This is a genomic window from Tessaracoccus yangjingae (assembly GCF_054483935.1).
This window is the reverse complement of record NZ_CM137014.1, coordinates 3603241-3629288: the sequence shown is the minus strand read 5'-3', so window position 1 is coordinate 3629288 and position 26048 is coordinate 3603241. Positions and strand designations below refer to the sequence as shown.

Here is a 26048-nt window from a genome sequence, read left to right as displayed (position 1 = left end):
GGGCATGATCACTCCGGTTGACGCCACCACCACCGAAGCCTGGACAGACCTCCGCATCCTGCGCGACGCCATCGTGCCGGACCTCCGCGGTTGGTTCGAGGCGGACCCACAACGAGCGCAGGAGCTCACCTTCGACATGGCCGACCTGCGCGTCGACCTGTCCAAGAACCTCATCAACGAGGACGTCGTGGCCGCGCTGGTGCGACTGGCCGAGGAGATCAACCTCGCGGGCCGCCGCGACGCCATGTTCGACGGGGAGCGCATCAACGTCACCGAGAACCGCTCCGTGCTGCACACCGCCCTGCGCCTGCCCCGCGACGCCGAGCTGGTCGTCGACGGACAGGATGTGGTGGCGGACGTCCACGAGGTGCTGGACCGGATGTACGCGTTCGCGGACCAGGTGCGCTCGGGCGAGTGGACCGGCGTCACCGGCAAGCGGATCGAGACGGTGGTCAACATCGGCATCGGCGGCTCGGACCTCGGGCCCGTCATGGTCTACGAGGCGCTGCTGCCCTACAAGCAGGACGGCCTGACCTGCCGGTTCATCTCCAACATCGACCCCAACGACTGCGCCGAGAAGGTCGCGGGCCTGGACCCCACCACCACGCTGTTCATCGTCGCGTCGAAGACGTTCACCACGCTCGAGACCCTCACCAACGCCCGCATGGCGCGCGACTGGTTCCTCGCCCAGCTGGCCGACGCCGGCGTCATCGACGACACCGAGGAGGCCCGCCGCGGCGCCATCGCGAAGCATTTCGTCGCCGTGTCCACCGCGCTGGACAAGGTGGCGGACTTCGGGATCGACCCGGCCAACGCGTTCGGCTTCTGGGACTGGGTGGGCGGCCGCTACTCCGTGGACTCCGCCGTCGGCCTGCCCGTCGCGATCGCCATCGGCCCCGACGGCTTCCGCGACTTCCTCGCCGGCTTCCACGCCGTCGACACGCACTTCCGCACCGAGATCCCCGAGCGCAACGTGCCGCTGCTCATGGGCCTGATGAACGTCTGGTACGTCAACTTCTGGGACGCCCACAGCCACGCGGTGCTGCCCTACGCGCAGTACCTGCACCGCTTCGCGGCGTACCTGCAGCAGCTCACCATGGAGTCCAACGGCAAGTCCGTGCGCTGGGACGGCACGCCCGTCACCACCGACACGGGGGAGATCTTCTGGGGTGAGCCCGGCACCAACGGCCAGCACGCGTTCTACCAGCTGATCCACCAGGGCACCCGCCTCATCCCGGCGGACTTCATCGCGGTCGCCAACCCGGCGCACCCCACCCTCGACGGCGACACGGACGTCCACGGCCTCTTCCTCGCCAACTTCTTCGCGCAGACCGCCGCGCTGGCGTTCGGCAAGACGGCCGACGAGGTGCGCGCGGAGGGCACGGCCGAGGCGATCGTCCCGGCCCGGGTCTTCGCGGGCAACAAGCCCACCACGTCGATCATGGCGCCCGCGCTCACGCCGTCGGTGGTGGGCCAGCTCATCGCGCTGTACGAGCACATCACGTTCGTGCAGGGCATCGTCTGGGGCATCGACTCGTTCGACCAGTGGGGCGTGGAGCTTGGCAAGAAGCTCGCCATGGAGATCGCGCCCGCCGTGCTGGGCGACGCCACGGCGCTGGCCGCCCAGGACCCGTCCACCCAGTCGCTGGTGCGCTGGTACCGCGACCATCGCCTCTGACGCGCCGATGGATGGTCGTGGCCGCGGGGGCCGTGCCGCGCTGATCCTCGGCGTGCTGATGATCGTCGGGCTGGTCCCGGTGGCCGCCAGCGGCGCCCGCGTGGCGTGGGCGTCGTCGGGCCGCGTTCACGACGTGGAGACGGTTCCTGCCCGCGACGTGGGCATGGTGCTGGGGGCCAAGGCGGACCGGGGCAGGCCCTCGGCCTTCCTGGCGGCCCGCCTCGACCTGGCGTTGGATCTCTTCGAGCAGGGCCGGATCAAGGCCATCCTGGTCAGCGGTGACGGCCTGGCCCGCGCCAACCACGAGACCGACGTGATGCGCGACTACCTCGTCGAGCGCGGCGTCCCCGCGGACAAGATCGTGGCGGACCCGGCCGGCTTCGACACCTACGACTCCTGTGTGCGCGCCCGCGACGTCTACGGCGTGCGGGAGCTCACGGTGATCACGCAGGACTACCACCTCGGCAGGGCGATCACGGTCTGCTCGATGGTGGGGGTGGACGCGGTGGGCGTGGGCGACACGTCCATGCGGGGCCGCTTCCCGCTCAACTGGATCAAGGGGGCGGGCCGCGAGTGGGCCGCCAACCTGAAGATGGAGTGGGACGTCGCGTCCCAGCGGGAGCCGCAGGCGGACCCGCCGGATCCGTCGCTGGAGCGCGCCGTCGAGGCGTGAGGCCGGCGCCGGCGTCCGAAGGCCGGGGTGCCGGCCCGCGCGGTGCGCATCTGGCTTAGGATCGACCTGACTTTCAACGATGGAGGAAATGTGACGCTCACCCTCACCGACCTGCCTGCCGACGTCCAGGAGGAGGTCGCCCGCACCCGCGAGGTCGTCGCCACGCTGCACGCCGAGCTGCCGCGCTGGGAGCTGGTGGTCTGGACCGCCGGCAACGTCAGCCAGCGCATCCGCTGCGCGGACCGGATCGGCGAGGAGCTGTTCGTGATCAAGCCCTCGGGCGTCTCCTACGACGACCTGTCCGCGGACACGATGGTGGTGTGCACCCTCGACGGGGTCAAGATCGACGACGGCACCCCGGACACCCTGCAGCCCTCGAGCGACACCGCCGCGCACGCCTACGTCTACCGCAACATGGAGCACATCGGCGGCGTGGTGCACACCCACTCCACCTACGCGACGGCGTGGGCAGCCCGCGGCGAGTCGGTGCCCTGCGTGCTCACCATGATGGCCGACGAGTTCGGCGGCGACATCCCCGTCGGCCCGTTCGCGCTCATCGGTGACGACTCGATCGGCCAGGGCATCGTCGAGACGCTCAAGGACTCCCGCAGCCGCGCCGTGCTGATGCAGAACCACGGTCCGTTCACCATCGGCAAGGACGCGCGCGACGCCGTCAAGGCCGCGGTGATGTGCGAGGAGGTTGCGCGGACGGTGCACATCGCCAAGCAGCTGGGCGAGCTCATCCCCATCCCGCAGGAGAAGATCGACTCGCTCTTCGACCGCTACCAGAACGTCTACGGCCAGCCCAAGGGCTGACCCGGCTGGGCCGGGCGGCGCTCACCAGAGGGAGACGCCGCGCCCCATCCCGAAGTAGCGCCAACCCGCGTCGCTCCACCGGCGCGGGTTGAGCACGTTGCGGCCGTCGATCACGTTGGCGGCGGCCGGCAGAGACACCAGCTCCGCCGGGTCGAGCTCCACGAACTCCCGCCACTGCGTGAGCACCATCACCACGTGGGCGTCGCGCACGGCCTCCTCGACGGTGTCGCTCACGTTGAGCTCCGCCTGCCGCTCGCGCAGCAGATCCCCGGCCGCGGGGTCGACGACGGCGAGCTCGGCCCCCCTGGACCACAGCCGGCCGGCGATGTCGAGAGCGGGGGAGTCGCGCAGGTCGTCGGTGTCGGGCTTGAACGTGATGCCGAGCACCGCCACCTTCTTCCCGGCCAGGCGCCCGCCGACGGCCTCCTCCGCCAGGGAGACGGCGTGGTCGCGGCGTCGACGGTTGATGGCGTCCACCTCGCGCAGGAACGTGAGGGCCTCGTCGACCCCCAGCTCCCCGGCGCGGGCCATGAACGCCCGGATGTCCTTGGGCAGGCAGCCGCCGCCGAACCCGATGCCGGCCTGCAGGAACTTCTTTCCGATCCGGTCGTCGTAGCCGATGGCCTCGGCCAGCCTGGTCACGTCGCCGCCCGTCGCGTCGCACAGCTCGGCCATGGCGTTGATGAACGAGATCTTGGTGGCCAGGAACGAGTTGGCGGCCACCTTCACCAGCTCCGCCGTCGGGTAGTTCGCCACCACCAGCGGAGTGCCCTCGCCCAGCGGGACGGCGTAGCACTCGTCGAGCATCTCCTTCGCGACGGCGCCGCGTGCCAGGTCGTCCGGGAGCCCGTAGACCAGGCGGTCGGGGTGCAGGGTGTCGGCCACCGCGTAGCCCTCGCGCAGGAACTCGGGGTTCCACGCCAGCAGGAGGTCCTTGCCCGAGGCCGCCAGCGCCTGCTCGATCTCCTGCGCGGTGCCGACGGGGACGGTCGACTTGCCCGCCACCAGCACCGGCCGCCCGCCGGGGGCCACCTGCGCGTGCTCGATGATGGTCGCGACGGCGGCCCGCACGTAGGTCATGTCTGCGCCGAGCCGGCCCTTGAGCTGGGGCGTGCCGACCCCGATGAAGTGGATCTCGGCGTCGCGGATCTCTGCAGGATCGGTGGTGAAACGGAGCTTCCCGGACCGGACGTGGCGGGCGAGGAGTGCGGGGAAGTCCGGCTCGTGGAAGGAGGGCTTCCCCTGCGCCAGCAGGGCCACCTTCGCCTCGTCGACGTCCAGGCCGACGACATCGTGGCCGAGCTCCGCCATGCAGGCGGCGTGCACGGCCCCGAGGTAGCCACATCCGATCACAGAGATTCGCATGGCTCCCAGGAAACCACTGATCAACCATGTCCTGGCTGCGGCGCACCGGATCGGGCGATCTGACGCCCCTCCATCTGGATATGGACGTCAAGCTATCCAGACCTCCCCTCTCCCCACCGAATTCGGACCCGCCGTGGCGTGGCGGCCCCGGGCAGGCAAAGATGGGGGTGGGGTACAACAACGGAGGTTTACATCGTGGAAAACGTGACCGCGCGCGACACCATCGTCGCTGGCAACACGTCGCTGGGCATCGAGCTCGGCTCGACCCGCATCAAGGCGGTCCTGATCGGGCCGGATCACCAGCCGCTGGCCACCGGCGGCCACGAGTGGAAGTCGAAGCTCGAGGGCGGGTTCTGGACCTACGACGTCGACGCCGTGTGGTCCGGCCTCCAGGCCGCGTACGCGGACCTCGCGGCCGCCGTCGAGGCCACCCATGGGGTGCAGCTGGAGACCGTCGGCTCGATGGGCTTCTCGGCCATGATGCACGGCTACATGGCGTTCGACGAGGCCGGCGCCCTGCTGGTGCCGTTCCGCACGTGGCAGAACACCACCACCGGTGAGTCGGCCCACGCGCTGACCAAGCTGTTCCAGTACAACATCCCGCAGCGCTGGAGCATCGCGCATCTGTATCAGGCGGTTTTGGGTGGTGAGGCGCATGTGGGCCGGATCGACTACCTGACCACGCTGGCCGGCTATGTGCACTGGCGGCTCACCGGCGAGCGGTCCCTGGGCGTCGGCGACGCCAGCGGCATGTTCCCGATCGACACCGCCACGGGCCAGTTCGACCAAGGGATGCTCGCCCAGTTCGACGCGCTGCTGGCGGACCGGGGCTACGGGTGGACGCTGGCCGACATTCTTCCCAAGGTGCTTCCCGCCGGTCAGCAGGCCGGCTCGCTCACCGAGGACGGGGCGCGCCTGCTCGACCCGTCGGGCCGTCTCCGCGCGGGTGTTCCGTTCGCGCCGGCCGAGGGCGACGCGGGCACCGGCATGGTGGCCACCAACGCGGTGGCGCGCCGCACCGCCAACGTGTCGGCGGGCACGAGCATCTTCGCGATGGTGGTGCTGGAGGGCCCGCTGAAGGCTTTGCATGAGGAGATCGACCTGGTCACCACCCCGGCGGGGGACCTGGTGGCCATGGCGCACTGCAACAACGGCGCGGTGGATCTGCAGGCGTGGGTGGGGCTGTTCGGCGAGGCGGCGGCGGCCCTGGGGGCCCAGGTGGACACCAACGCCCTGTTCCAGACGCTTTACACGGCCGCCCTGGACGGGGACGCCGACGGTGGGGGCATGCTGGCCTACAACTACCTGGCGGGCGAGCACGTCGTCGGCCTCGAGGCGGGCCGTCCGATGTTCGTGCGGACCCCGCACAGCTCGTTCACCCTTGCCAACTTCATGCGCACCCACCTGTACGCGGCGCTGGGCGCGCTGCGCGTGGGCATGGACATCCTGCTCAAGGACGAGGGCGTCGAGCTGGACTCGATGTTCGCCCACGGTGGCCTGTTCAAGACCAAGGGTGTGGCGCAGCGGTTCCTGGCCGCCGCGATGAACACGCCGGTGTCGGTGGGCGAGATCGCGGGGGAGGGCGGCGCCTGGGGCATGGCGCTGCTGGCTTCGTTCCTGCGTTCGGGCGAGCCGTCGCTTGCCGGGTGGCTGGCGTCGTCGGTGTTCGGTGGGGCGGCGATCGACACCGTCGATCCGGTCCGGGCGGACGTGGAGGGCTTCGACCGCTTCATGGATCGCTACCGCGCCGGGCTGCCCATCGAACGCGCCGCGGTGGACACGCTGCACTGATCACGGGAAGCGGCGGAGTGACCTCCGCCGCCGCGCCGTGGGGAAATGCGTTGAGCCGGATCTGGACCTCAAGATCGGCTTGATCGATCAAACCCGCTTCTCCAGGCGTTGAGCCTCGATTCAGGCTCAACGCACCTCCCCGAGACGCGCGTCAGGCTCAACGCGCGACGTTGAGGCGCGCGTCAGGCTCAACGCGCGTCAGGCTCAACGCGCGACGGAGGGAGGAGGAGCGCGCCCGGGTTGGGGTCGCCACGCCGTCGATGCGAGAATGTCGCCCATGCAATCCCTCCCCGCGCTCCTGGACGCCCGGCTGCGTGACCTCACCGGCGTCGACCCCGAAATGCGTCCCGCCACCAAGCCCCAGTTCGGCCACTTCCAGTCCAACGTGGCGCTGCGCCTGGCCAAGCAGGAGGGGCGCCCGCCCCGCGAGGTCGCGGCGGACATCGTCGAGCGACTCGACGTGGAGGACCTGTGCGAGCCGCTGGAGATCGCGGGCCCGGGCTTCATCAACTTCCGCATGCGCTCGGACGTGCTGGCCGCCGCCGCGACCGCGCTGCTGGAGGACCCGCACGGCGGCATCAACCCCGTCGCCTACCCGCAGCGGGTGGTGATCGACTACTCGGCCCCCAACGTGGCCAAGCAGATGCACGTGGGTCACCTCCGCACCACGATCATCGGCGACTGCTTCAACCGGGTCCTCAGCGCGCTCGGCCACACCGTCATTCCCCAGAACCACATCGGAGACTGGGGCACGCAGTTCGGCATGCTCATCGAGCAGGTCCTCGACGAGGGCATCGACGCGGGCGCGCTGACCCTCGACGAGGCTGACGCCCTGTACAAGCGCGCCGCGGGCCGGTTCCGCGAGGACGAGGAGTTCGCGACCAGGGCCCGGGCCCGGGTGACGGTGTTCCAGGGCGGCGACGAGGAGTCGCTGGCCATCTGGCGCCAGCTCGTCGAGATCTCCAAGCCCGCCTTCAACGAGGCCTACCGCCGCCTGGGCATCCTGCTCACCGACGACGACCTGGCCGGCGAATCCACCTACAACGACGACCTGCCCGTGCTCGTGCGCGAGCTGGAGGACTCCGGAGTCGCCGTCGTCGACGACGGCGCCCTGTGCGTGTTCGTCGAGGGATTCGAGGCACCGCTCATCGTGCGCAAGCGCGACGGCGGCTACGGCTACGCCACCACGGACCTGGCCGCGATCCGTCGCCGGGTCCGCGAGCTCAAGGCGGACCGGATCATCTACGTCACCGACGCCCGGCAGGCGGGCCACTTCGCGCAGATGTTCGCGGCGGCCCGCAAGGCGGGATTCCTGCCCGGCGACGTCACCGCCCAGCACGTCGGCTACGGCATGGTGCTCGGCCGCGACGGCAAGCCGTTCAAGACCCGCGACGGCTCTGCCGCGACGCTCGGCTCGCTCCTGGACGCCGCCGAGGAGGTGGCCGCCCCCAACATCGCGCTGGCGGCCATCAAGTACGCGGATCTGTCCAACGGCCTGCAGAAGGACTACACCTTCGACGCCGAGCGCATGGTCCAGACCACGGGGGACACCGGCCCCTACCTGCAGTACGCGCACGCGCGCGTCAGCCAGATCCTGCGCAAGGCCGAGGCGGAGGGGATCCACTGGGGTTCGGTCTCGGTGCTGGACGAGCCCGCGGAGCATCAGCTCGCCCTGCTGCTGAGCGGGTTCGGCGAGGTGGTCGACGAGGTGGCCCAGAGCCTCCAGCCGCACAAGCTCTGCGCGTACCTCTACGACCTGGCCGGCGCGCTGGCCACCTTCTACGAGGCCTGCCCCGTGCTGCGCTCCGAGGGCGACGTGCGCTCCTCCCGGCTGGCGCTGTGCGCGGCCACGCAGCAGGTGCTCGCCCGAGGCCTGCACCTTCTGGGGATCGACGCCCCCGAGCGCATGTGAGGACGCCCTGAGCTGACCCGACACGGCACGGGGCCCGGTGGTTCATTCCACCGGGCCCCGTGCCTTTTTCAGGTCAGCTCACTCGTCGGCGTCGATGTCCGCGACGTCCGCGGGGTTCGCGTCGGCGACCGCGGGGATCATCGACAGCACGTCCGGGTGCTCGACGGCGTCCTTGGCGGCCAGCGCCGCGCCGATGATGCCGGCGCGGTTGCGCAGCTTCGCGGGGACCATGGGGGTCTTGAGGTTCAGCAGGGGGCCCCACTTGTCCCAGTCCTTGGAGACGCCGCCGCCGGTGACGAACAGGTCCGGCGAGAAGAGCATCTCGACGTGGCTGTAGTACGGCTGGAGGCGCTTGGTGGTCCACTCCTCGTAGCTGAGCCCCTCCTTGTCCTTGATCGACGACGCGGCGCGCTTCTCCGCGTCGTAGCCGTCGAGCTCGAGGTGGCCGAGCTCCGCGTTGGGGATCAGGACGCCGCGGTAGATGATGGCGGCGCCGATGCCGGTGCCCAGGGTGGTGAGGATCACCAGGCCCGGGTGGTCCTTCGCCGCGCCGAAGTGCACCTCGGCGAGGCCCGCGGCGTCGGCGTCGTTGACCAGGACCACCTTGCGGCCCAGCTTGTCCTCGAAGTACTCGTCGGCCTTGAAGCCGTTCCACTTCTCGTCCAGGTTGGCCATGAACGGCACCCGGCCGTGCAGCACGGGGGCGGGGATGGTGAGGCCCACCGGGTTGTCCCCGATGACCCCGGCGAAGTGGTCGATGATCTCCCCGACGACGCCGGCGACGGCCTTCGGGGTGGACTTCTCGGGGGTGGGGATGCGCAGGCGGTCCGCCGCGAAGTCTCCCTTGTCCAGATCAACGGGCGCGCCCTTGATGCCCGAACCGCCAACGTCGATACCCAGGAAGATGCTCATGCGCGAAATCGTAGCGCTAGCGGTGCGGGTGACGGCGTCGGCTTCGCCGATCACACGGGGACGGCAGAAGCGCGGGCGTCCCTGCCCCGCTCGAGCTGATCGTCGAACAGCTTCCGGGCCACCGACTCGTCGAGGTGGTAGGCCCGCAGCGAGACCGGCCCGTCAGTGGTGTGCACGGCGACGGTGGCGAGCCCGAGACGCCGCTGAAGCGGGCCCTGGTGCAGGGAGAGCGACTGCATCCGGCGATGCGGCACGATCGTCATCGCGTGCTCGATGAGCCCGTGATGCGCCACGAGCACGTCCTCGCCCACGCCCCAGGTGTGCCTGGCGTGGGAGAAGGGCGTGAGCCACCTGGCCCGCGCGGGCTGGGGCGTGGGGTGGATCAGGTTGAGGTCCACCCCTGGCCAGATGGCGTGCAGCACCGTCAACACGTCGGCCCAACGGCCGAAGGGCAGCACCACCGAGTTCGAGGAGCTGCTCTCCTCGCCCGACGGATCGCCGTAGCCGAGCACGGTCACGGTGACGCGGTACAGCCCGGTCAGGCGCTGCAGCAGGTCCTGATGGACGACCACGCCCTGGATCCTGTCGGGGCGGAGGCCCTGCGCCGTGGTGGACGCCAGCCCGCGGGAGATCCGCAGCGTGTCCCCTCGCCGGGTCATCCGGAAGCCCCAGTTGCGCCCCACGTTGGACCAGGCCCAGCCGGCGAAGGCGAGCACGGCGCCGAAGAACGTGACGGGCGCCTCCGCCCAGACCGACGTGCCGATCACGACGCCCGCGACGAGCAGCGCCGCCACTGCCGGGGTCGACACCGCGGTGCCCAGGATGAGCGTGGCCGGCGACACGGCGTGCACCAGCTCCTCCGGCTCGTCCACCGTCGGAACCGGGTTTGCGTTGTATTGCGTCCCCGGCTCGCCCGGGGACAGCGCGACGACAGGGCCGCTCCTGGCCAGCGCCATGCGCGACAGGAGGTGCTCCCGCAGCGACTCGGCCCTCGCCCTGGTGAGGAACGCCAGGGTCAGGCCGCCCGCGCCGCCGACGTCGATGTGCACCTTCGCCAGCCCCAGCAGCCGCGCGACGAACGGCTGCGCGATGTCCACCGACTGCACCTTCGTGTAGTCCACCCGCGACGACGAACGCGAGATGAACGCGCGCTCCACCCGGAACTCCTCGTCGTCGACGATGAACGCGGTGGTGCGCCAGGCGAAGATGCCGTACACCCCGGCCACCAGGGCCGCGCCGAGCGCCACCAGCCCGAAGATCAGCGCCTGCGCGGTGAGCGCCTCGATGCCCTGATCGAGTTCGCGGACCAGGAACACCACCGACGCCGCCAGCACGATCCCGCTGTGTGCGAGGCCGGTGAGCGGGCTGGGCCGCTCGACGACCTTCTCCGCGACCGCCGTGGCCACTGGGGTGGGGTCCGTCATCAGATCCCGGCCTGCTGCGTCTCTCCGCGCTCGATCAGGCGGTCGCGCAGCGCCGCGGCGTCGCTGGGGGAGAGGCCGGGGATGGAGACGCTGCCCTGCGTTGAGGAGGTGATCATCTCGACGGTGGCCAGCTTGAAGGCGCGATCGATGGGTCCGGAGTGCAGCTGCACCAGCTGCATCCGCCCGTAGGGCACGCACACCAGCCGACGGCTGAACAACCCGCTGGTCAGGTACACGTCAGTGTCGCGCTCGGCGTAGCCCCACCGTCGGAACGCGCGGGGAGCGCGGATGAGCCGCCAGGCCAGCATCGCCGCCCACGCGGCCACCACCGCCCACCCCAGCCACGAGGGGCCGAACAGGAACGCGGGGACGGCGGGCACGGCGAACAGCGCGGTCCAGACGAGGGGGATGAGGGTCAGCTTCATCCGCAGATAGTTGGGGGAGAGGCGCTGCCACTGGGTGCCCGGAGGGGCGAACAGGGTGTCGGTCACCGGATGAACCGCTCGTAGCGACGGCGGTCCATGCCCGGTCCGACCACCTTCACCTCGCCCATGATGATGGTGCCGATCAGGTTGATGCGGATGCCGTCAGGGCGCGGGATCAGCCCCTGCACCTTCGACTCGGCCATGATCAGGCTGAGCCCCGAGAGGTTGACGTCCACGCCCTCGGGGACGCGGATCTTGACCTCGCACATGCCGCCGCCGACGTGGAGGTTGATGTCGCGCCGCTCGAAGGCGGCGCCGATCAGATCCAGGCGGATCTCGCCCAGCCAGGCGTTGAGGTTCACCGTCGAGGCCACCAGGCCCACCCGGCCGGGGCTGTAGGTGGACATGAACGAGTTCCCGCCCGTGAACGCCCCTGTGGCAAGGGGGCCGTAAGTGGGCGCGGCCGGAACGTGCGGGGAGGGCTGGGGCGTGGGTGTCGCGGCGTAGTGGGCCATCGGGGCGGGCGGAGCGGGCCTGTCGAACGCGACCAGGTCCGTGGTGAGCGAGTTGAGGTCCCCGAACGTCTTCGCGTCGTAGGCTCGCGCGATCCGCTCGGCGTGCTCGTCGAAGTTGAGCCGCCCGTCGGCGTAGGCGGTGTTGAGCAGCGTCGCGACGACCTCGCGGTCCTGGTCTGCGCAGCGCAGCACGTCGAGGCGGTTGGGTTCGGACATGCCCCCAGTCTAGGACCGTCTCACACCACCGCTCCCCACCGCTGGCTGAGGTGCCGCGAAGCGGCCTCGAAGCCTAGGAAACGTGAGTTGACTAGGGACGTGGATCCCCTGCCGGCGTTCTCTTGGTGTCGGGGGCTGTGGTCGGGTGGGGCGGTGTGTGGTGGGGGCCGGGCCGCCCATGATGCCGGTCGGCGGCGCTTCGCGCTGCCGCGTACCGTCATCAACGCCCACCCAACCTGCCCAGTACCCCACCACCCCCCCCGCCCTGCTGATCTGTCGCGACCTTCGTCCCCCACCGTCCCCGCCGCCCTCCCTGGCGGTGTGGGGTGTGCACGACACGCCGTCGCGATCGGTGGTCGGCGGCGCAGAGGGACGCGACGGTGGCTTCGTGCGGCGTTTCGTGCCACGGGACGGGGCCACGTCGGCGCGTGGAATCGCCCCGCGGTGCACTGCCCGCTCGGTAGGGTTTGCGCCAGAGACGAGGAGGCCTGTCATGGGTGCGACGAAGCGAGTGGGAATCCTGACCGCCGGCGGAGATTCGCCCGGCCTGAACGCCGCCATCCGGGGGTTCGGCAAGTCGGCGATCGGCGAGCACGGCATGGAGCTGATCGGGTTCCGCGACGGCATCCGTGGCCTAGCCGAGGACAGGTGGCAGGTGCTCGACGCCACCGCGCTGTCCGGCATCCTCACCATCGGCGGGACCGTGCTCGGCACGTCGCGGGACAAGCCGCACAAGATGGTGGTCGACGGTGAGGTCCGCGACATGGTGCCCACCATCATCGACAACTTCGAGAAGAACAAGCTCGACGCCCTGGTGTGCATCGGTGGCGGCGGCACGGCCAAGAACGCCAACCGGCTGATGCAGGCGGGCCTCAACGTCATCCACCTGCCGAAGACCATCGACAACGACATCGCCCACACCGACACCAGCTTCGGCTTCTCCACGGCGCTGGGCATCGCGACGGAGGCGATCGACCGCCTGCACTCGACGGCTCACTCGCACCACCGCGTGATCATCGCCGAGATCATGGGCCACAAGGCCGGATGGCTGGCGCTCGGCTCCGGCATCGCCGGCGGCGCCGACATCATCCTCATCCCCGAGATCCCCTACGACATCGAGTCGATCGCCTCGTCGATCAAGAAGCGCGCCTCGTCGGGCCGCAACTTCTCCGTGATCGCCATCGCCGAGGGCGCCCGCGACATTCAGGACACCGCCGACATGCAGGCCGCCGAGGCGCTGGTGAAGGCGGCGTCGGGCGCTGATGCGAAGGCGGCGGCGGCCAAGCACAAGGCCGCCGTCGAGTTCAGCCACCGCGACAACGCCTTCAAGGTGGCCACGGCGCTGGAGGAGGCCACCGGGCTGGAGTCGCGGGTGACCATCCTCGGCTACGTGCAGCGCGGCGGGATCCCCGACGCGAACGACCGGCTCCTCGGCACGCTGCTGGGATCGGCGGGCGCGGATCTGGTCGCCGCCGGCGAGTACGGCGTCACCGTCGCGTCGCAGGCCGGCGAGGCGGTGCCCGTGCCGCTCGGCGAGGTGGCCGGGAACCTGAAGATCGTGCCGAAGGATCACGCCTGGATCAGGGCCGCCCGTGGGGTGGGCACGGGTCTCGGCGACTGACCGGCACCTTCTGGGTGGTTGGCCGGCGCGCGGGTGCGTGCACGGGCACTCCACAGGGGGCGGGAAGTGGGCTCAGCGGGTGGCCTGCGCCAGCAGCTCGAGGATGTGCACGTAGGTCCGGCCCGTCGCCCGCGACATCGCGATCTCGCACGTCCGGTTGAGCGACGCGTAGGCGAAGAACCCGCTGCTCACCTCCGCGGCCTCGTCCTGCGTGGCGCTGGCGGTGAGTTCCGGATGCAGCAGGCCGCGGTCGCCGGCGAAGCCGCAGCAGGCCCACGACGCAGGCACGGTCACGTCCTCGCTGATGAAGCCTGCGATGGTGAGCAGGTCGTCGTTGATGTCCATCCGCGTCGACGCGCACGTGGGGTGCAGGACCAGCGACGGCAGTGACCGGGTCACCTCGAGGTGGGGGAGCAGGCGTGCGACGGTGAACGCGACCACGTCGATCACCCGCAGGTCCAGCCCATCGGCCATGCGCGCGAGGGAGTCGGTGCAGCTGGCTGCGTCGACCACCACGGTGGCCTCCCCGTGCTCCGCGAGGGCGGTGCGCACCTGCGCCCGCATCGTCGCGTAGCCGTCGGTGAACCCCTTCGCCCGCCACGGCGATCCGCAGCACAGGTCTGAGGCGTCCAGCAGTGACACCGGCACGCCCGCCCGGCGGCACAGCTCGTTGAACGCCGAGAACACCCCCTGCTCCGAGGGCGCGAACATCGTCTGGAGGCAGGACGGGAAGTACATCGCCACGCCGCGCCGGTCGCGGTCCCGACGGCGCGGCCGTCGCCTCAGGCCTGAGCCCTTCGGAAGGTCGCTCTCGTAGTCGGGGACGGCGTCGTCGCCCAGCGCGCGCCGGCCGAGCCGGGTGGCCGCTGAGGCCAGGGGGGCGGTGGACTTGGCCATGGTCAGGGCGGCTGACCCCATCCGCGTCGCCAGCCCCCATGTCCGGGCAGCCTGATTCCACGCCGACTTCTCCACCGGGCCCGCGCGGTCCTCGCGCTGCCTGCGGACCAGATCCCCGGTGTTGATGCCGAGCGGGCAGACCACGGCGCACATCCCGTCGACGGCGCACGTCTCGATGGCCGCGTAGTCGTACTCCTCGGCCACCTGGCTGAGCAGTTCCGCGTCGTCCTTCCGGGCCGCCATCTCCCGGCGGAGCACGATCCGCTGCCTCGGAGTGAGCGTCAGGTCGCGCGACGGACACACCGGCTCGCAGAATCCGCACTCGATGCACGCGTCCACCTCGGGCTCGATGGTGGGCATCAGCTTGAGGTCCTTGAGGTGCGCGTCGGGGTCGTCGGAGATGAGCACCCCGGGGTTGAGGACGCCAGCGGGGTCGAAGAGGTGCTTGATCTCGCGCATCACCTCGTAGAGCTCGTCGCCGTACTGGTCGCGCAGGAAGGGGGCCATGGCCCGGCCCGTGCCGTGCTCCGCCTTCAGGACGCCATGGTGGCGAAGCGTGAGGCGCACCATCTGGCGGGTGAACTTGCGGTGCCGCAGCAGGCCGGCCGGGTCGTCGAACCGCTCGCTGATGAGGACGTGGATGTTGCCGTCGCGGGCGTGGGCGAAGAGGGGGGCGTCGTCGTAGCCGGAGCGGGTGAGGAGGTCGGCGAGGTCGCGGCAGGTGGCGGCGAACTCCGACGGCGGCACGCAGATGTCCTCGAGCAGCGTCGTCGAGCCGGACGGCCTGGCGCCCGCGACGAGCGCGTACAGCCCGCGCCGCAGCTCGACCAGCGCGTTGCGGTGGCGCACCTCGGTGGTCAGCGCCACCCGCCCGATCACGTCCAGGTCCTCCAGCGCCGCGGCCGCCGACGCGAGCCGGGCCGCGAGCACGCCCTCGTCCACCTCGTGCAGCTCGACCAGCAGCGCGGCCTCCGTGGTCAGTTCCCGTTCGAGCAGCAGCGCCGGCGCCCCGGGCTGCGTCCGGGCCACGCGAAGGGAGGCGGCGTCCATCAGCTCGATGGCCTCGAACCCGTGGCTGACGAGCCCGGTCGCGGCCTCGGCGGCGTCGTCGAGGGTGGGGAAGAGCGCCAGCGCGGCGGCGCTGTGGGGGGCCAGGGGCACGGTGCGGAAGGTGGCCTCGGCCACGAAGCCGAGGGTGCCCTCGCTGCCGATGAGCAGGTGGCGGATCAGGTCCACAGGGCGGTGGAACTCGAGCAGCGCGTTCAGGCCGTAGCCCATGGTGTTCTTCATGGCGAACAGCCGGTTGATGTCGGCGATCGACGACGGAGTGGTCCGCAGCCGTTTGCGCAACATGTGCAGCCCGCCCACGAGCGGCGTCTCCTCAAGCCTGAGCGTGATGTCCGCAGTCGGGTCAGCCGTGTCGACGATGCGGCCGCTCGGCAGCACGAAAACCATCGATTCGAGCGTGTGGTAGCTGTTCTGCGTCACCCCGGAGAGCATGCCGCTGGAGTTGTTGGCGATGATCCCGCCGATGGTGCAGGCCACGTCGCTGGTGGGGTCCGGGCCCAGCCGCCGGCCGTGGCGGGCAAGGCGGGCGTTGACCGCCCGGAGGGTCGCGCCCGCCCCCGCGCGGACCCTGAGCCCGTCGTCGAGCACCTCGATGTCGCGGAAGTTGCGGCGCACGTCGACCAGGAGCCCGGCGGTGACGGCCTGGCCGCAGAGGCTGGTGCCGCCAGCGCGGAAGGTGATCGCCTGGCGCGCCTTCGCGGCGTGCACCATCAGCGCGGCGACGTCCTCGACGCTCTCTGGAGTGACCACGCCCGAGGGCATGAGGAGGAAGGGGGAGGCGTCGTGGGCCATGGCCAGACGGGTGATGGCGCGCTCGTCCGGCTCATTCGCCGTCTGCGCCGTACCCACGCCGTCAGCCTACCCATCGGTGCTCCCGAGCCCGGGAGGCTGGTTGGAGGTGGCCCCGAAAACCCTGCTAACCTATGAGCCACGCGGGCGTAGCTCAATGGTAGAGCGCTAGCTTCCCAAGCTTGATACGCGGGTTCGATTCCCGTCGCCCGCTCCAACGCCACAACCGCAGGCCAGGACTCAAGTCCCGGGCCTGCGGTTGTTCGTTTTCTGTGCGGGATCAGGCGTCGACGGCCTTCGCCGCCTCCTCGATCTCATGGCGCTTGTCGCTCACCGTGTCCTCGAACTTGCTGAACAGGTACGACGCGACGGTGCCCACCACCAGCATCGCCACGGCGAACAGCACCGCCGCGGTGAGGCTGAGCCCGCTGGCGTCCAGACCCTCGGGGGAGAAGGCCGGGAACACGACGGTGGGGAAGATGGCCAGCGACGAGCCCACCACCATGCCCAGGATGAAGTGGTACATGCCGCCGTAATAGCGGTCGAACAGCCAGGCGGCGCCCTTGGCCAGCAGCAGGACGCACGCCACCACGCCGAGGAATAGCGGGATGGTCACGGCCAGGTCGAAATCCTTGATGCCGGTGGCCATCTTGTCGTAGAGCCCGAAGTAGATGAGGAAGTTCGACGGCGACATCCCCGGCACGATCACGCCGAGCCCGATCAACGCACCCGATAAGAACCACACCGGGATGCTCGGCGCAACCTGCACGAGCACCTGCCCGCCGGCCAGCATCAGCAGGAAGATGGCGATCGCCGCCGCGGCCATGATCATGAGATGCGTGGCGGAGCGCCCGTGCCGGCCCGCCTGGCGGTACAGCGACGGGAAGGTGCCGATCACGAAGCCGATGAACAGACAGGTGAACTGCGCGGCGTAGGAGGCGAACGCGGCCTCGACCACCACCGAGAAGCCCAACACCCCGAGCGCCATGCCGATGCCGATGGGGATGAAGAACAGGACGTTGCGCATGAAGTTGTGCCGGATGTTGGCGAGGAACCGGATCATCGGGTCGTAGAGCCCGAAGATCACGGCCAGGACTCCACCCGAGAGCCCTGGGAGGATGGCACCAACGCCGACCGCGGTTCCCTTCAACAGCCGCCCGATCCAGGAGCGTGGGGAGTCCGGTCGGTCGACGACCGACGCGCGGTGGGTGGGTGCCGTCATAGGTGCCTCTTTCTTCTGTGCTGCGGATCCACCCTACGTTCCGCGTCGCCGAGCACCAATCCGGCGCCCCACCGCCCGCCGTCGGCGCCGTCGGCGTTCCGGCCCCGGGGGGTGTGCACGACTCGCCGTTGGGACCGGTGGTCGGGTACGTGTGTGGCGTCGGGGTGGGGTTGAGGCGGTGGTTCGTGCACGCCGCCCCGTCGGCCTGCCCCGGGCGTGCGCACGACTCGCCGTCGGAACGGGTGGTCGGGTACGTATGTGGCGTTGGGGTGGGGTTGAGGCGGTGGTTCGTGCACGCCGCCCCGTCGGCGGTCCGGCCCCGGGGGGTGTGCACGACTCGCCGTCGGAACGGGTGGGCGGGTACGTATGGGGCGTCGGGGTGGGGTTGAGGCGGTGGTTCGTGCACGCCGCCCCGTCGGCGGTCCGGCCCCGGGGGGTGTGCACGACTCGCCGTCGGAACGGGTGGGCGGGTACGTATGGGGCGTCGGGGTGGGATCGAGGCGGTGGTTCGTGCACGCCGCCCGACCCCGAGCGCCGTCGATGCGATTAGGCTCAGCCCGTGCTCACGATCGTGCCGATGCCCTTGCCGGACGCCCCGACGGATGCGCGCTGGCGCGAATACTGCACTCTGGTGCGCGCGAACGAACGGGAGCTGATCGGCGGCCCGCAGTGGGACATCGACGACGAGGCGCAGCTCGTCTCCGAGCGCGAGGACGCCGAGTCCTCCCACCGGCGATGGCTGGCATACCTGGACGACGAGGCGGTGGGCTTCCTGTCCGCCGGTGTGTCGCTCGTCGATTCGCCGGAGAGCGCCACCGTGGCGGTGTACGTCCTGCCCGAGCACCGCTCCCGGGGAGTGGCCACCGGCCTGATCCAGGCGTTCAGCGCGGACCCGCCGCCCGGCCTGACCAGGGTGAAGGCATGGGTGGAGACCCCCATCACCGACGGCGCCACGCTCGCCCCTCCGTCGGGCCACGGCGCCGTCGATCCCGACCATCCGGGCGTGCGGCTGGCGCTCAAGCACGGACTGAGGCTCGGCCTGGTGGAACGCGTCAGCCGCTACGACTTCGCGGCGCCGCTGGTGGACCCGGCAGAGGCGCTCGCGACGGCGGAGGCCCACGCGGGCCCGGACTACGAGCTCATCACGTGGGAGGGCGAGTCCCCGGAGGACCTGCTGGCTGGTCAGGCCGTGCTGAAGGAGCGGATGGCGGTCGATCAGCCCTTGGGCGATCTGACGGTGGTGGAGGCCACGTGGGACGCAGCGCGGCTGAGGGAGCGCGAGCGCGTCACCCTGGTGTCCAACCGCATGTTCCACGCCGTCGTCCGGCACATTCCCACAGGGACGGTCGCGGCGGTGAGCGAGATGGCCCTGGACCGGAGCAACCCGGAGGCGTTCGTGGACCAGTACGACACCATCGTGCTGCCGGAGCACCGCGGCCGGCGGCTCGGCATGCTCGTGAAGGCAGCCAACCTGGTGCAGGTCCGGGAGGCGGTGCCGGACGCGACGTCAATCGTCACCTGGAACGCGGCCGAGAACCGCTACATGCTCGACGTCAACGAGGCGCTGGGCTTCTACCCCATCCTGATCAGCGGAGGCTTCGAGCGCGTCCTCGCACCCTGAGCCGGGGGCGCCGTCAGTCTGGACGCACCACCGCGTAGACCAGGCGCGCGAACTGCCCGAAAGCCGTGGCCGAGACGAGCCGCAGCCCCGTCGATTCCAGGCGCCGCGGGAACAGGGGCGCCCCTCCGGCCAGCGCGACGGGGGCCACGGACAGCGCGATCTCGTCGAGGGCGCCTGCGTCGAGGAACTGGCCCGCGAGGTCCCCGCCGCCGACCACCCAGATGTCGCCCTCGCCGGCCGCCGCGCGGATGGCGGGCAGCGCGTCGGCGACCGCGCCGGACACGAAACGGATGTCCGCCCCCTCAGGGGAGGGCAGGTCCCGCGTGGTGAACACGAACGTGGGCCGGTCTCCGTGGAACTCCGCCCACCTCTCGGGGTGCGCGAGGATGTCCGACTCGGCGAGCACCCATTCATAGGTGGTGGATCCCTCCACGAGCACGGTGGCGCCGGAGGGGAACAAGCCCTCGTCCGGGTGCTCCCCACCGTCGACGGCGAAGAGCCAGCCCAGCGAGTTGTTCTCGTCGGCGATGAACCCGTTGATGCTGGTGGCGGTGTCGAACACGATGCGTCCCATGCCGCGACACTAACCCAGGATGAGGGCCCCCACCTCGGCCGCGGTGTCCACGACGACCTCCGCCCCCGCGTCTGCCAGCTCCTCCCGGGTGGCCGCGCCGGTGGTGATTCCCATGGCGCGCATGCCCGCGGCCAGCGCCATCTCCATGTCCGACATCGCGTCGCCGACGTACCAGGTCTCCGCGGCGACGGCGCCGAGCCGCTCCAGCCCGAGGAGCGCCGAATCGGGGGCGGGCTTGCCGCGGACCACGTCGTCGGTGCTCACCACAGCGTCGACCAGATGCCGCAGCTCGGTGATGGTCAGGAGGTGCTCGGCCTGCGGGCCGCCCTTGGCTGTGACCACCCCGACGGCGAACCCGGCCTCGCGCAGCCCGCGCAGCATCGCCCTCACTCCGGGCAGCACGAGATCTGTTCCGGCGGCGTTGACCGCCTCGTGCAGGGCCGCGCGGTACTCGACGATGACCGCCTCCATGCGGGCGCCGTCGGACGCGAACTCGTGCAGCTCGTGCATCGCGTCGACGATGGGCCGGCCGATCAGGGGGTAGACGTCACGCGGGGTGCAGGCGATGCCGTGGGCGTTGAGGGTGTCGCTGATGTGCTGGGCGATGAGCGGCACCGTGTCGGCCAGGGTGCCGTCGAGGTCGAAGAGGACTGCGCGCGAACTGTTCACCCGGCCAGCCTAACGGCCGGGTGAACAGGGGTTCGCCGGGGAAGGACGGTCAGCAGATGATCGAGGCGGGCTTCTGCAGGGTTGTGACGCCCTGGTTCCGGCACACCTCGATGCCCTTGGCCGCGAGCCCGGACTTCATCTGGCTGATGGCCGAGGCGGTGAACCCGTTCCACTGCATGTGCATGAGGACGGAGTTGCCGGCCTTCGCGTTGGCCACGACGAAGTTCACCACCTGCGCGGTGGTCTTCCCCTCGAAGTCCTTCGTGTCGAGGTTCCACGTCCAGATCCGCATGCCCTTGGCGTCGTAGGCGCTCTTCACGTTCGAGTTCCAGGCCCCGTAGGGCGGGCGACCGTAGGTGGTCACGACGCCTGGCGAGCCAAGCTCCGCCAGCACGCCCGAGTAGCTGAGCGTGGTCAGGTCCGGGTGGGTGACGGAGTGGTTGAACACCGTGTGGCCGTTGGCGCGGGCGATCGCGAGATCGAACTTCCCGGACTTGAGGCAGTTGCCGGTGGGGAACAGCGCCAGCGCGACCCCGGCCTGGCGTGCGCCGACGACGGTTGCCTTGAACGCGTCGAGCGACTTCGGGCAGTCGTCGAACGTCAGCAGCACCCGGTTCGTGGTGTTGGGCCCCTTGCTCATGCTGTAGTTGCTGATCGCCGGTGGATCCGTCGGCGGGCGGTACGCGTACAAGTCAGAGAGGTTCGGCCAGATGTCGCCGAACAGGACCAGGCTGTTGAAGACGTACTTTCCACCGCTCCAGATGTAGTCGCGGCAGCCGTTGCGGCCCACCTCGGGCGTGTCGCAGGCGACGCGCCAGTTGCGGCCGGCGATCACGTGGTCCCCTGGTGTGGCAAGCGGGTTGCCCGCCCACAGCTCGCGCGGGGAGGGCAGGTAGGTGAGGTTGTTGAACACCCACGCGCCGCCGCTGAGGATCTGGGTGGTGCAGCGTGCCGTCTGGGAGTACGGCTCACACCACGTGCGCCATTGACGCCCGTTGACGGTGTGCTCGCCCGGCGTGGTGTAGACGTTGACCTCGGCCCGCGCCGTCGGCGTGGCCGCGATGCCGAGCCCCAGGCCGAGTGCGACGGCCAGAAGGGCTATGAAGAACTTGCGCATGGTGAACCCCCAATTGACTCCGATGTCATCTCCCACGGTAACCCCGGGGACCGACGGTGGAGCGACGGCGCGCGGTGTCGGGGCACCGACGGCGTAGTCAGCAGCCTTCCCGCCGCCGTTCGCCCCGCGGCGACACAAAAAGGGAGGGCCGCCGAGCAGTGCTCGACGGCCCCCCGTGGTGCAGGGTCAGGCGTTGCCCGGGATCACGTCACCGGACGGCCAGGTCTCGGTGATGAAGTCGGCCACCTCGGCGGAGTGCAGGAGCTCCTCGAGCTTCTGGATGCCGGGGTTGTCGTCACCGGTGCGCCACACGAGCATGTTGGCGTACGGGTTGCCCTCGACCTCTTCCGACTCGATGGCCTCGTTCGGGTCGAGCCCGGCGGTGAGGATGAAGTTGGCGTTGATGACGGCCGCGTCGACGGCGGGATCGGACAGCTGCTGCACGACCACCTCCGGCTGGGTCTCCTCGAACTGGAGCCCCTTCGGGTTCTCGGCCTCGGTGAGCGTCAGCACCGTGGCGTCCTCCGCCACGTCGGTGAGCAGCCCGGCCTTCTCCAGCAGCTTCAGGCCGCGGTACTGGTTGGACACGTCGTTGGTGATCGCGATCTTCGCGCCGTCGGGGATGGCGTCGACGGAATCGTGCTTGTCCGAGAAGAGCTTCAGCGGCTCGATGTGCACGCCCTCGCCAGCGGTGAACTCGTAGCCCTTGTCCGCGATCTGGCTCTCCAGGTACGGCAGGTGCTGGAAGTAGTTGGCGTCCAGCTCCTCGGAGGCGAGCGCCTCGTTGGGGAGCACGTAGTCGTCGAACTCGCGGATCTCGATCTCGAGGCCGGCGTCCTCGGCGAGGTTGTCGCGGACGAACTCGAGGATCTTGGCGTGCGGCACCGGGCTGGCGCCGACGACGAGGGTCGTCACCTCGCCTGCGGGTGCGGAGGAGTCAGAGGCCGACGTCGACGGGGTGGCGTCGCCGCCGCAGGCGGTGAGGGCCATGGCGGCCGCGAGGGAGGCGGCGATGGCGGTGAGAATCTTTGGCATCAGGAGGTGTCCTTACTGCTCGGGGCCAACAACAAGTTGACCGGTTACCTTGTGTCCAGCGAGATGCTGGTTCCCCTGGGGGAGGTCTTAACGGTGGTCGACGGCGCGGCTGATCCGGTCGCCGAGGAACTGGACGCCCTGCACGAGGATCACGATGAGGACCACCGTGATGACCATGACGTCGGGGGAGAAGCGCTGGAATCCGTAGTTGTAGGCGAGGCGCCCCAGGCCGCCGCCGCCCACCAGGCCGGCCATCGCCGAGTAGCCGATGATGGTCACCACAGTGGTGGTGATGCCCGCCACCAGCCCCGGCAGCGCCTCCGGGATGAGGACCTTCGTCACCGACTGCATCTTCGACGAGCCCATGGCGTGAGCCGCGTCGAGCTTGCCGGGGTGCACCTCGCGCAGCGCCGTCTCCACGAGGCGCGCGAAGAAGGGGATGGCCGCGATGGCCAGAGACACCGACGCGGCGATGGGCCCCAGCGAGGTGCCGACGATCCAGCGCGTGAACGGGATCAGTGCCAGCATCAGGATGGCGTAGGGGATGGAGCGGGTGATGTTGACCACGATGCTGGACAGCACGAAGTTGAGCGCCCGGTTCTCGCCCAGCGCCCCCTTCTGGGTGACGTACAGCACGACGCCGAGCGGCAGGCCGACGACGACCGTGGCCAGGCTGGAGATGCCCATCATGATGAGCGTCTCCCAGATGGCGGGGAGGAGCGCCTTCTGCAGGGCTGGGTTGTTGAACCAGGTCTCGAGGGGGATCACAGCGCGTCTCCCTGCGGTCCGTTGACGGTGGTGAGCTTCGCGTCGGCGCCCTGCTCGCGCAGGATGTCGATCACGCGCTGCGGATCCGTCCCGGGGGGAACCGAGATCCGCAGGTGGGAGAACGTGGTGCCGGCGAGGTGCTCGACGCTGCCGGCCACGATGTTGAGCTCGGCGTTCACCAGGTGCGAGGTGTGCGCAACCACGGGCATGGCGGCGCGGTCCCCGGAGGAGAGCACGTCGACGTAGGTGCCGCCGACGGCGTCGAGGGGCGCGTGGGGAGGGATGCCGAGCAGGGCCTCGGCCAGCCGGCTGTCGAGGCTGTTGACCACCTCGACCAGCGGGCCGGACTCGACGATCCGGCCACCGTCGAGCAGCGAGACCGAGTCGCAGATCTTCTTCACCACGTGCATCTCGTGTGTGATCACGAGCACGGCCAGGCCGTCGCGGCCCTTGAGGCTGAGGATGAGGTCGAGGATCTCGTCGGTGGTCCTGGGGTCCAGCGCCGAGGTGGGCTCGTCGAACAGCAGCACGTCCGGCTCGGTGGCCAGGGCCCGCGCGATCCCGACGCGCTGCCGCATTCCGCCGGAGAGTTGCGCCGGGTAGGCCGGGCCGGAGTCCGGCAGGCCCACGACGCGGAGCAGCTCGGCCACCTTCGCGTCGCGCTCCGCCTTCTTCATGCCGATCAGCTCGAGGGGGTAGCCGACGTTGTCGGCGATGGTGCGCGAGTCGAAGAGGTTGGCCTGCTGGAAGACGAGCCCGATCCGGCGGCGAGCGGTGCGCAGCGCGTCGGCCCGGGCGGCGGTCAGGTCCACGCCGTTGATCTCGACGGTGCCCGACGTGGGCCGGTCCAGGAGGGTGAGGCAGCGCACCAGTGTGGACTTCCCGGCGCCCGAGTGCCCGATGATGCCGTGGATGGATCCGGCGGGCACGGTGAGGGTGACCCCGTCCAGGGCGCGCACCTCGCGCTTCCCCTGGAGATAGACCTTGGTCAGGTCCGTCACGGTGATCATGAGCGCCTCTCGTTCCTGCTGGTCCACCATTCAATCAGGGCGGACAGCTGAGACTCGAATCGGGTGGGCGATGTTCACCGCGGGCGGAAGGGTTGACGCAGGCCACTAGTAGTGGCGGAGCACCTCGCGGGCCACTGCGTCGAAGATCCGCTCGTCCAGGACGGCGCCCACGCGTCGGACCGTGTCCGGGTCGATCCTGATCAGGCGGTTGACGCGGACCTCGCTCGGGCGGCGCTGGTTGTCCCACTCGCCTGTCCCGATGTCGGTCCAGTAGCGCCCGACGGAGGCCTCCTGCGCGGCATCGCGATCGTGATCCTGCGAGGTGACCTGGAGGCCGAGCAGCCAGGGGCCGTCGTGACCGACCAGCAGGACGGGCCGGTCCTTGCCCTGGGTGTGGTCGTCCTCGTAGGGCACCCAGGTCCAGACCACCTCGCCCGGATCGGGTCGGCCGTCCGGGTGGGGGGTGTAGACGATGTCCGGGCGGCCGGTGTAGTCGCCGGGGTAGTCAGCGCCCGCCGTGAACGTCGGCGCCGACGGCTGCGGGCCCTGTGGCGTACGGGCGCGTCGTCGCTTCGGGGTCTGCGTCGCCCTGTCCAGCGCGCGGACCGCGACATCGCGGACCACCCGGAGGGCACTGTCGAGGAAGGGGTTGCGGGCCATGTCGGTAGAGCCTACTTCCGTCAGCGGAAGCGGGGCAGCCTGCCGTAGTGGATGGACTCCGGCCTGCGGTAAAGCACCGGACGCTCCGCGCGCACCTGCTCCCACTGCGCGAAGTAGCGGGTGGCCGGCGGAAGGAACAGGAGTACGACGGCGGGCACCGCCAGGCCGACGCCGATGAACGCCCAGTCGTTGAGGACGGTGGCGAATCCCCCCGCGAGCCCCAGGGCCACAAGCCCGCCCCATCGCACCCAGCGCCAGCCGTTCCAGCCCTGGAAGCCGACGACGCCGCAGGCCCCGGCCGCGACGACGAGCGAGGCCGCAAAAACTCCCTCGAGCGTGAGCGACAGCCACTTCCCGGGCTCCGGGGCGGTCCACTGGATCAGCCGGGCCGACGTGGGGTAGCTCTCGGGATGCGCGGCCAGCCACCAGTGGACGCCGTACGCGACCGCCAGGGCCCCGGCGCCCAGGTAAAGCAGCACTGCCGCCACCAGGACGACGGCGGGCCGGCGGGGCTCTCCCGTCCTGGGGCTCCGCGGCACGACGCCCTGCACCTCCTCGATGGGCGGGAGGGTGGCGATGGGCTGCGGTTCGGTCATCGCCGCCCAGCCTACCGGGGGCTCCGGACTGTTGCCCGGCCACGGCGGGCGGCGGGATACTTCCGTCCATGGCACACGAGCACGACTGGGACCAGGCCTACCGCGACACCGACCGCCTCTGGAGCGGCGAGCCGAACGCGGCCCTCGTCGCCGAGGTGCCGAAGCTCCGCCGGGGAAGGGTGCTCGACGTCGGCTGCGGCGAGGGGGCGGACGCGATCTGGCTGGCCGCGCACGGTTGGGAGGTCACGGCGCTCGACCCGTCGATGGTGGCCATCGAGCGTGGTCAGCGCGCCGTGGAGGCCACCGGGCTCATCGTCGAGTGGGTGCGGGGCAACCTCGGCGAGGCGCCACTCCCGCACGACGACTTCGACCTCGTCTCGGCGTTCTACGTGCCCCTGCCCAAGGGCTCGCCCGCCGTCGAGGCGCTGGTGTCCGCCGTCGCCCCCGGGGGCTCGCTGCTCGTGGTCCACCACGCCGACTTCAAGCCGCAGCATTCGCACGTGGACCCGGCCACCCTCGCCTATCCCGACGACGTGGCCGCGAGTCTCGGCGAGGAGTGGACGGTGGTCGTGCACGAGCGGCGCGCGCGCCACGTGACGCAGGGCGCCGGGGCGCACCACCACGACGACATCGTGCTGGTGGCCCGCCGAGACCCGGCTACCGTGATGTGACGA

The 26048-nt window shown here is 70.4% G+C and carries 23 protein-coding genes and 1 tRNA gene; 9 read left to right on the top strand and 15 right to left on the bottom strand.

All coding sequences use genetic code 11. From position 1 onward, the window contains the following. Positions 1-4: 4 nt before the first annotated feature. The 3 genes from pgi (at position 5) to ACX1D3_RS16495 (ending at position 3167) form a co-directional block, all read left to right on the top strand. Positions 5-1678, top strand: a complete 1674-nt coding sequence (gene pgi, locus ACX1D3_RS16505) for a glucose-6-phosphate isomerase (protein WP_458994888.1) — start codon at positions 5-7, stop codon at positions 1676-1678. A 7-nt stretch (positions 1679-1685) separates the two neighbouring features. After that, entirely contained in the window at positions 1686-2351 is a 666-nt protein-coding gene (locus tag ACX1D3_RS16500; protein WP_458994887.1) for a SanA/YdcF family protein, read from the top strand. 90 nt (positions 2352-2441) lie between these two features. After that, positions 2442-3167, top strand: coding sequence for an L-ribulose-5-phosphate 4-epimerase (locus tag ACX1D3_RS16495; RefSeq protein ID WP_458994886.1), 726 nt, complete (start codon positions 2442-2444; stop codon positions 3165-3167). Positions 3168-3188: 21 nt separating this feature from the next. On the opposite strand, the gene ACX1D3_RS16490 is transcribed toward ACX1D3_RS16495, so the two are convergent. Next, positions 3189-4532: a UDP-glucose dehydrogenase family protein gene (locus ACX1D3_RS16490; protein WP_458994885.1), complete on the bottom strand. Its 1344-nt coding sequence runs from the start codon at positions 4530-4532 to the stop codon at positions 3189-3191. A 195-nt stretch (positions 4533-4727) separates the two neighbouring features. Between ACX1D3_RS16490 and ACX1D3_RS16485 the strand changes: the two genes are divergently transcribed. Further along, positions 4728-6323: a xylulokinase gene (locus ACX1D3_RS16485; protein ID WP_458994884.1), complete on the top strand. Its 1596-nt coding sequence runs from the start codon at positions 4728-4730 to the stop codon at positions 6321-6323. Between the two features lie 277 nt (positions 6324-6600). Further along, entirely contained in the window at positions 6601-8235 is a 1635-nt protein-coding gene (gene argS, locus ACX1D3_RS16480) for an arginine--tRNA ligase (RefSeq protein WP_458994883.1), read from the top strand. A 78-nt stretch (positions 8236-8313) separates the two neighbouring features. Here the strand turns inward: argS and ppgK are convergent, their stop codons facing one another. The 4 genes from ppgK to ACX1D3_RS16460 are packed head-to-tail and all read right to left on the bottom strand — an operon-like array spanning position 8314 to position 11727. Then, positions 8314-9147: a polyphosphate--glucose phosphotransferase gene (gene ppgK / locus ACX1D3_RS16475; RefSeq protein WP_458994882.1), complete on the bottom strand. Its 834-nt coding sequence runs from the start codon at positions 9145-9147 to the stop codon at positions 8314-8316. 50 nt (positions 9148-9197) lie between these two features. After that, positions 9198-10571, bottom strand: a complete 1374-nt coding sequence (locus ACX1D3_RS16470; RefSeq protein WP_458994881.1) for a PH domain-containing protein — start codon at positions 10569-10571, stop codon at positions 9198-9200. Continuing rightward, positions 10571-11062 (bottom strand): PH domain-containing protein, encoded by a 492-nt coding sequence (locus ACX1D3_RS16465; RefSeq protein WP_458994880.1) that lies wholly within the window; start codon positions 11060-11062, stop codon positions 10571-10573. Before ACX1D3_RS16465 ends, ACX1D3_RS16470 begins: the two co-directional genes overlap by 1 nt. After that, positions 11059-11727 (bottom strand): DUF1707 SHOCT-like domain-containing protein, encoded by a 669-nt coding sequence (locus tag ACX1D3_RS16460; RefSeq protein ID WP_458994879.1) that lies wholly within the window; start codon positions 11725-11727, stop codon positions 11059-11061. The genes ACX1D3_RS16465 and ACX1D3_RS16460 overlap by 4 nt, the downstream gene beginning before the upstream one ends. Before the next feature lie 493 nt (positions 11728-12220). Between ACX1D3_RS16460 and ACX1D3_RS16455 the strand changes: the two genes are divergently transcribed. Further along, positions 12221-13348 carry a 6-phosphofructokinase gene (locus ACX1D3_RS16455; protein ID WP_458994878.1) on the top strand — a complete coding sequence of 376 codons (1128 nt, stop codon included), beginning with the start codon at positions 12221-12223 and terminating at the stop codon, positions 13346-13348. Positions 13349-13420: 72 nt separating this feature from the next. Here ACX1D3_RS16455 and ACX1D3_RS16450 read toward each other — a convergent pair whose 3' ends face one another. Further along, on the bottom strand, positions 13421-16162 hold the full coding sequence (locus ACX1D3_RS16450) for an FAD-binding and (Fe-S)-binding domain-containing protein (RefSeq protein ID WP_458994877.1): 2742 nt from the start codon (positions 16160-16162) through the stop codon (positions 13421-13423). Positions 16163-16245: 83 nt separating this feature from the next. Here ACX1D3_RS16450 and ACX1D3_RS16445 point away from each other — a divergent pair. Next, positions 16246-16319, top strand: a tRNA-Gly gene (locus ACX1D3_RS16445). A gap of 63 nt (positions 16320-16382) precedes the next feature. On the opposite strand, the gene ACX1D3_RS16440 is transcribed toward ACX1D3_RS16445, so the two are convergent. Then, entirely contained in the window at positions 16383-17324 is a 942-nt protein-coding gene (locus ACX1D3_RS16440; RefSeq protein WP_458994876.1) for a DUF368 domain-containing protein, read from the bottom strand. Between the two features lie 559 nt (positions 17325-17883). Here ACX1D3_RS16440 and ACX1D3_RS16435 point away from each other — a divergent pair. Then, positions 17884-18945 (top strand): GNAT family N-acetyltransferase, encoded by a 1062-nt coding sequence (locus ACX1D3_RS16435; protein ID WP_458994875.1) that lies wholly within the window; start codon positions 17884-17886, stop codon positions 18943-18945. A 13-nt stretch (positions 18946-18958) separates the two neighbouring features. On the opposite strand, the gene ACX1D3_RS16430 is transcribed toward ACX1D3_RS16435, so the two are convergent. The 8 genes from ACX1D3_RS16430 to ACX1D3_RS16395 form a co-directional block, all read right to left on the bottom strand. Further along, entirely contained in the window at positions 18959-19519 is a 561-nt protein-coding gene (locus tag ACX1D3_RS16430) for a dihydrofolate reductase family protein (RefSeq protein ID WP_458994874.1), read from the bottom strand. A gap of 9 nt (positions 19520-19528) precedes the next feature. Continuing rightward, entirely contained in the window at positions 19529-20188 is a 660-nt protein-coding gene (locus tag ACX1D3_RS16425) for an HAD family hydrolase (protein ID WP_458994873.1), read from the bottom strand. A 49-nt stretch (positions 20189-20237) separates the two neighbouring features. Beyond that, positions 20238-21305, bottom strand: a complete 1068-nt coding sequence (locus ACX1D3_RS16420) for a polysaccharide deacetylase family protein (protein WP_458994872.1) — start codon at positions 21303-21305, stop codon at positions 20238-20240. A gap of 186 nt (positions 21306-21491) precedes the next feature. Beyond that, on the bottom strand, positions 21492-22340 hold the full coding sequence (locus ACX1D3_RS16415; protein WP_458994871.1) for a MetQ/NlpA family ABC transporter substrate-binding protein: 849 nt from the start codon (positions 22338-22340) through the stop codon (positions 21492-21494). A gap of 87 nt (positions 22341-22427) precedes the next feature. Then, on the bottom strand, positions 22428-23108 hold the full coding sequence (locus ACX1D3_RS16410) for a methionine ABC transporter permease (protein WP_458994870.1): 681 nt from the start codon (positions 23106-23108) through the stop codon (positions 22428-22430). Continuing rightward, positions 23105-24148 carry a methionine ABC transporter ATP-binding protein gene (locus ACX1D3_RS16405; protein WP_458994869.1) on the bottom strand — a complete coding sequence of 348 codons (1044 nt, stop codon included), beginning with the start codon at positions 24146-24148 and terminating at the stop codon, positions 23105-23107. Before ACX1D3_RS16405 ends, ACX1D3_RS16410 begins: the two co-directional genes overlap by 4 nt. Positions 24149-24223: 75 nt before the next feature. Further along, a complete protein-coding gene (locus tag ACX1D3_RS16400; protein WP_458994868.1) occupies positions 24224-24778 on the bottom strand; it encodes a type II toxin-antitoxin system PemK/MazF family toxin in 555 nt (184 codons plus the stop codon). Between the two features lie 20 nt (positions 24779-24798). Beyond that, complete coding sequence (locus ACX1D3_RS16395) at positions 24799-25374, bottom strand: hypothetical protein (RefSeq protein ID WP_458994867.1); 576 nt, start codon at positions 25372-25374, stop codon at positions 24799-24801. A 68-nt stretch (positions 25375-25442) separates the two neighbouring features. Between ACX1D3_RS16395 and ACX1D3_RS16390 the strand changes: the two genes are divergently transcribed. Further along, positions 25443-26045, top strand: coding sequence for a class I SAM-dependent methyltransferase (locus tag ACX1D3_RS16390; RefSeq protein ID WP_458994866.1), 603 nt, complete (start codon positions 25443-25445; stop codon positions 26043-26045). Positions 26046-26048 lie beyond the last annotated feature (3 nt).

Excerpts from the sequence above, each read along its gene's own strand:
- pgi (WP_458994888.1), top strand. The coding sequence starts at position 5 with ATGATCACTCCGGTTGACGCCACCACCACCGAAGCCTGGACAGACCTC.
- ACX1D3_RS16500 (WP_458994887.1), top strand. The coding sequence starts at position 1,686 with ATGGATGGTCGTGGCCGCGGGGGCCGTGCCGCGCTGATCCTCGGCGTG.
- ACX1D3_RS16490 (WP_458994885.1), bottom strand. The coding sequence starts at position 4,532 with ATGCGAATCTCTGTGATCGGATGTGGCTACCTCGGGGCCGTGCACGCC.
- argS (WP_458994883.1), top strand. The coding sequence starts at position 6,601 with ATGCAATCCCTCCCCGCGCTCCTGGACGCCCGGCTGCGTGACCTCACC.
- ppgK (WP_458994882.1), bottom strand. The coding sequence starts at position 9,147 with ATGAGCATCTTCCTGGGTATCGACGTTGGCGGTTCGGGCATCAAGGGC.
- ACX1D3_RS16470 (WP_458994881.1), bottom strand. The coding sequence starts at position 10,571 with ATGACGGACCCCACCCCAGTGGCCACGGCGGTCGCGGAGAAGGTCGTC.
- ACX1D3_RS16460 (WP_458994879.1), bottom strand. The coding sequence starts at position 11,727 with ATGTCCGAACCCAACCGCCTCGACGTGCTGCGCTGCGCAGACCAGGAC.
- ACX1D3_RS16455 (WP_458994878.1), top strand. The coding sequence starts at position 12,221 with ATGGGTGCGACGAAGCGAGTGGGAATCCTGACCGCCGGCGGAGATTCG.
- ACX1D3_RS16440 (WP_458994876.1), bottom strand. The coding sequence starts at position 17,324 with ATGACGGCACCCACCCACCGCGCGTCGGTCGTCGACCGACCGGACTCC.
- ACX1D3_RS16430 (WP_458994874.1), bottom strand. The coding sequence starts at position 19,519 with ATGGGACGCATCGTGTTCGACACCGCCACCAGCATCAACGGGTTCATC.
- ACX1D3_RS16420 (WP_458994872.1), bottom strand. The coding sequence starts at position 21,305 with ATGCGCAAGTTCTTCATAGCCCTTCTGGCCGTCGCACTCGGCCTGGGG.
- ACX1D3_RS16415 (WP_458994871.1), bottom strand. The coding sequence starts at position 22,340 with ATGCCAAAGATTCTCACCGCCATCGCCGCCTCCCTCGCGGCCGCCATG.
- ACX1D3_RS16405 (WP_458994869.1), bottom strand. The coding sequence starts at position 24,148 with ATGGTGGACCAGCAGGAACGAGAGGCGCTCATGATCACCGTGACGGAC.
- ACX1D3_RS16400 (WP_458994868.1), bottom strand. The coding sequence starts at position 24,778 with ATGGCCCGCAACCCCTTCCTCGACAGTGCCCTCCGGGTGGTCCGCGAT.
- ACX1D3_RS16395 (WP_458994867.1), bottom strand. The coding sequence starts at position 25,374 with ATGACCGAACCGCAGCCCATCGCCACCCTCCCGCCCATCGAGGAGGTG.
- ACX1D3_RS16390 (WP_458994866.1), top strand. The coding sequence starts at position 25,443 with ATGGCACACGAGCACGACTGGGACCAGGCCTACCGCGACACCGACCGC.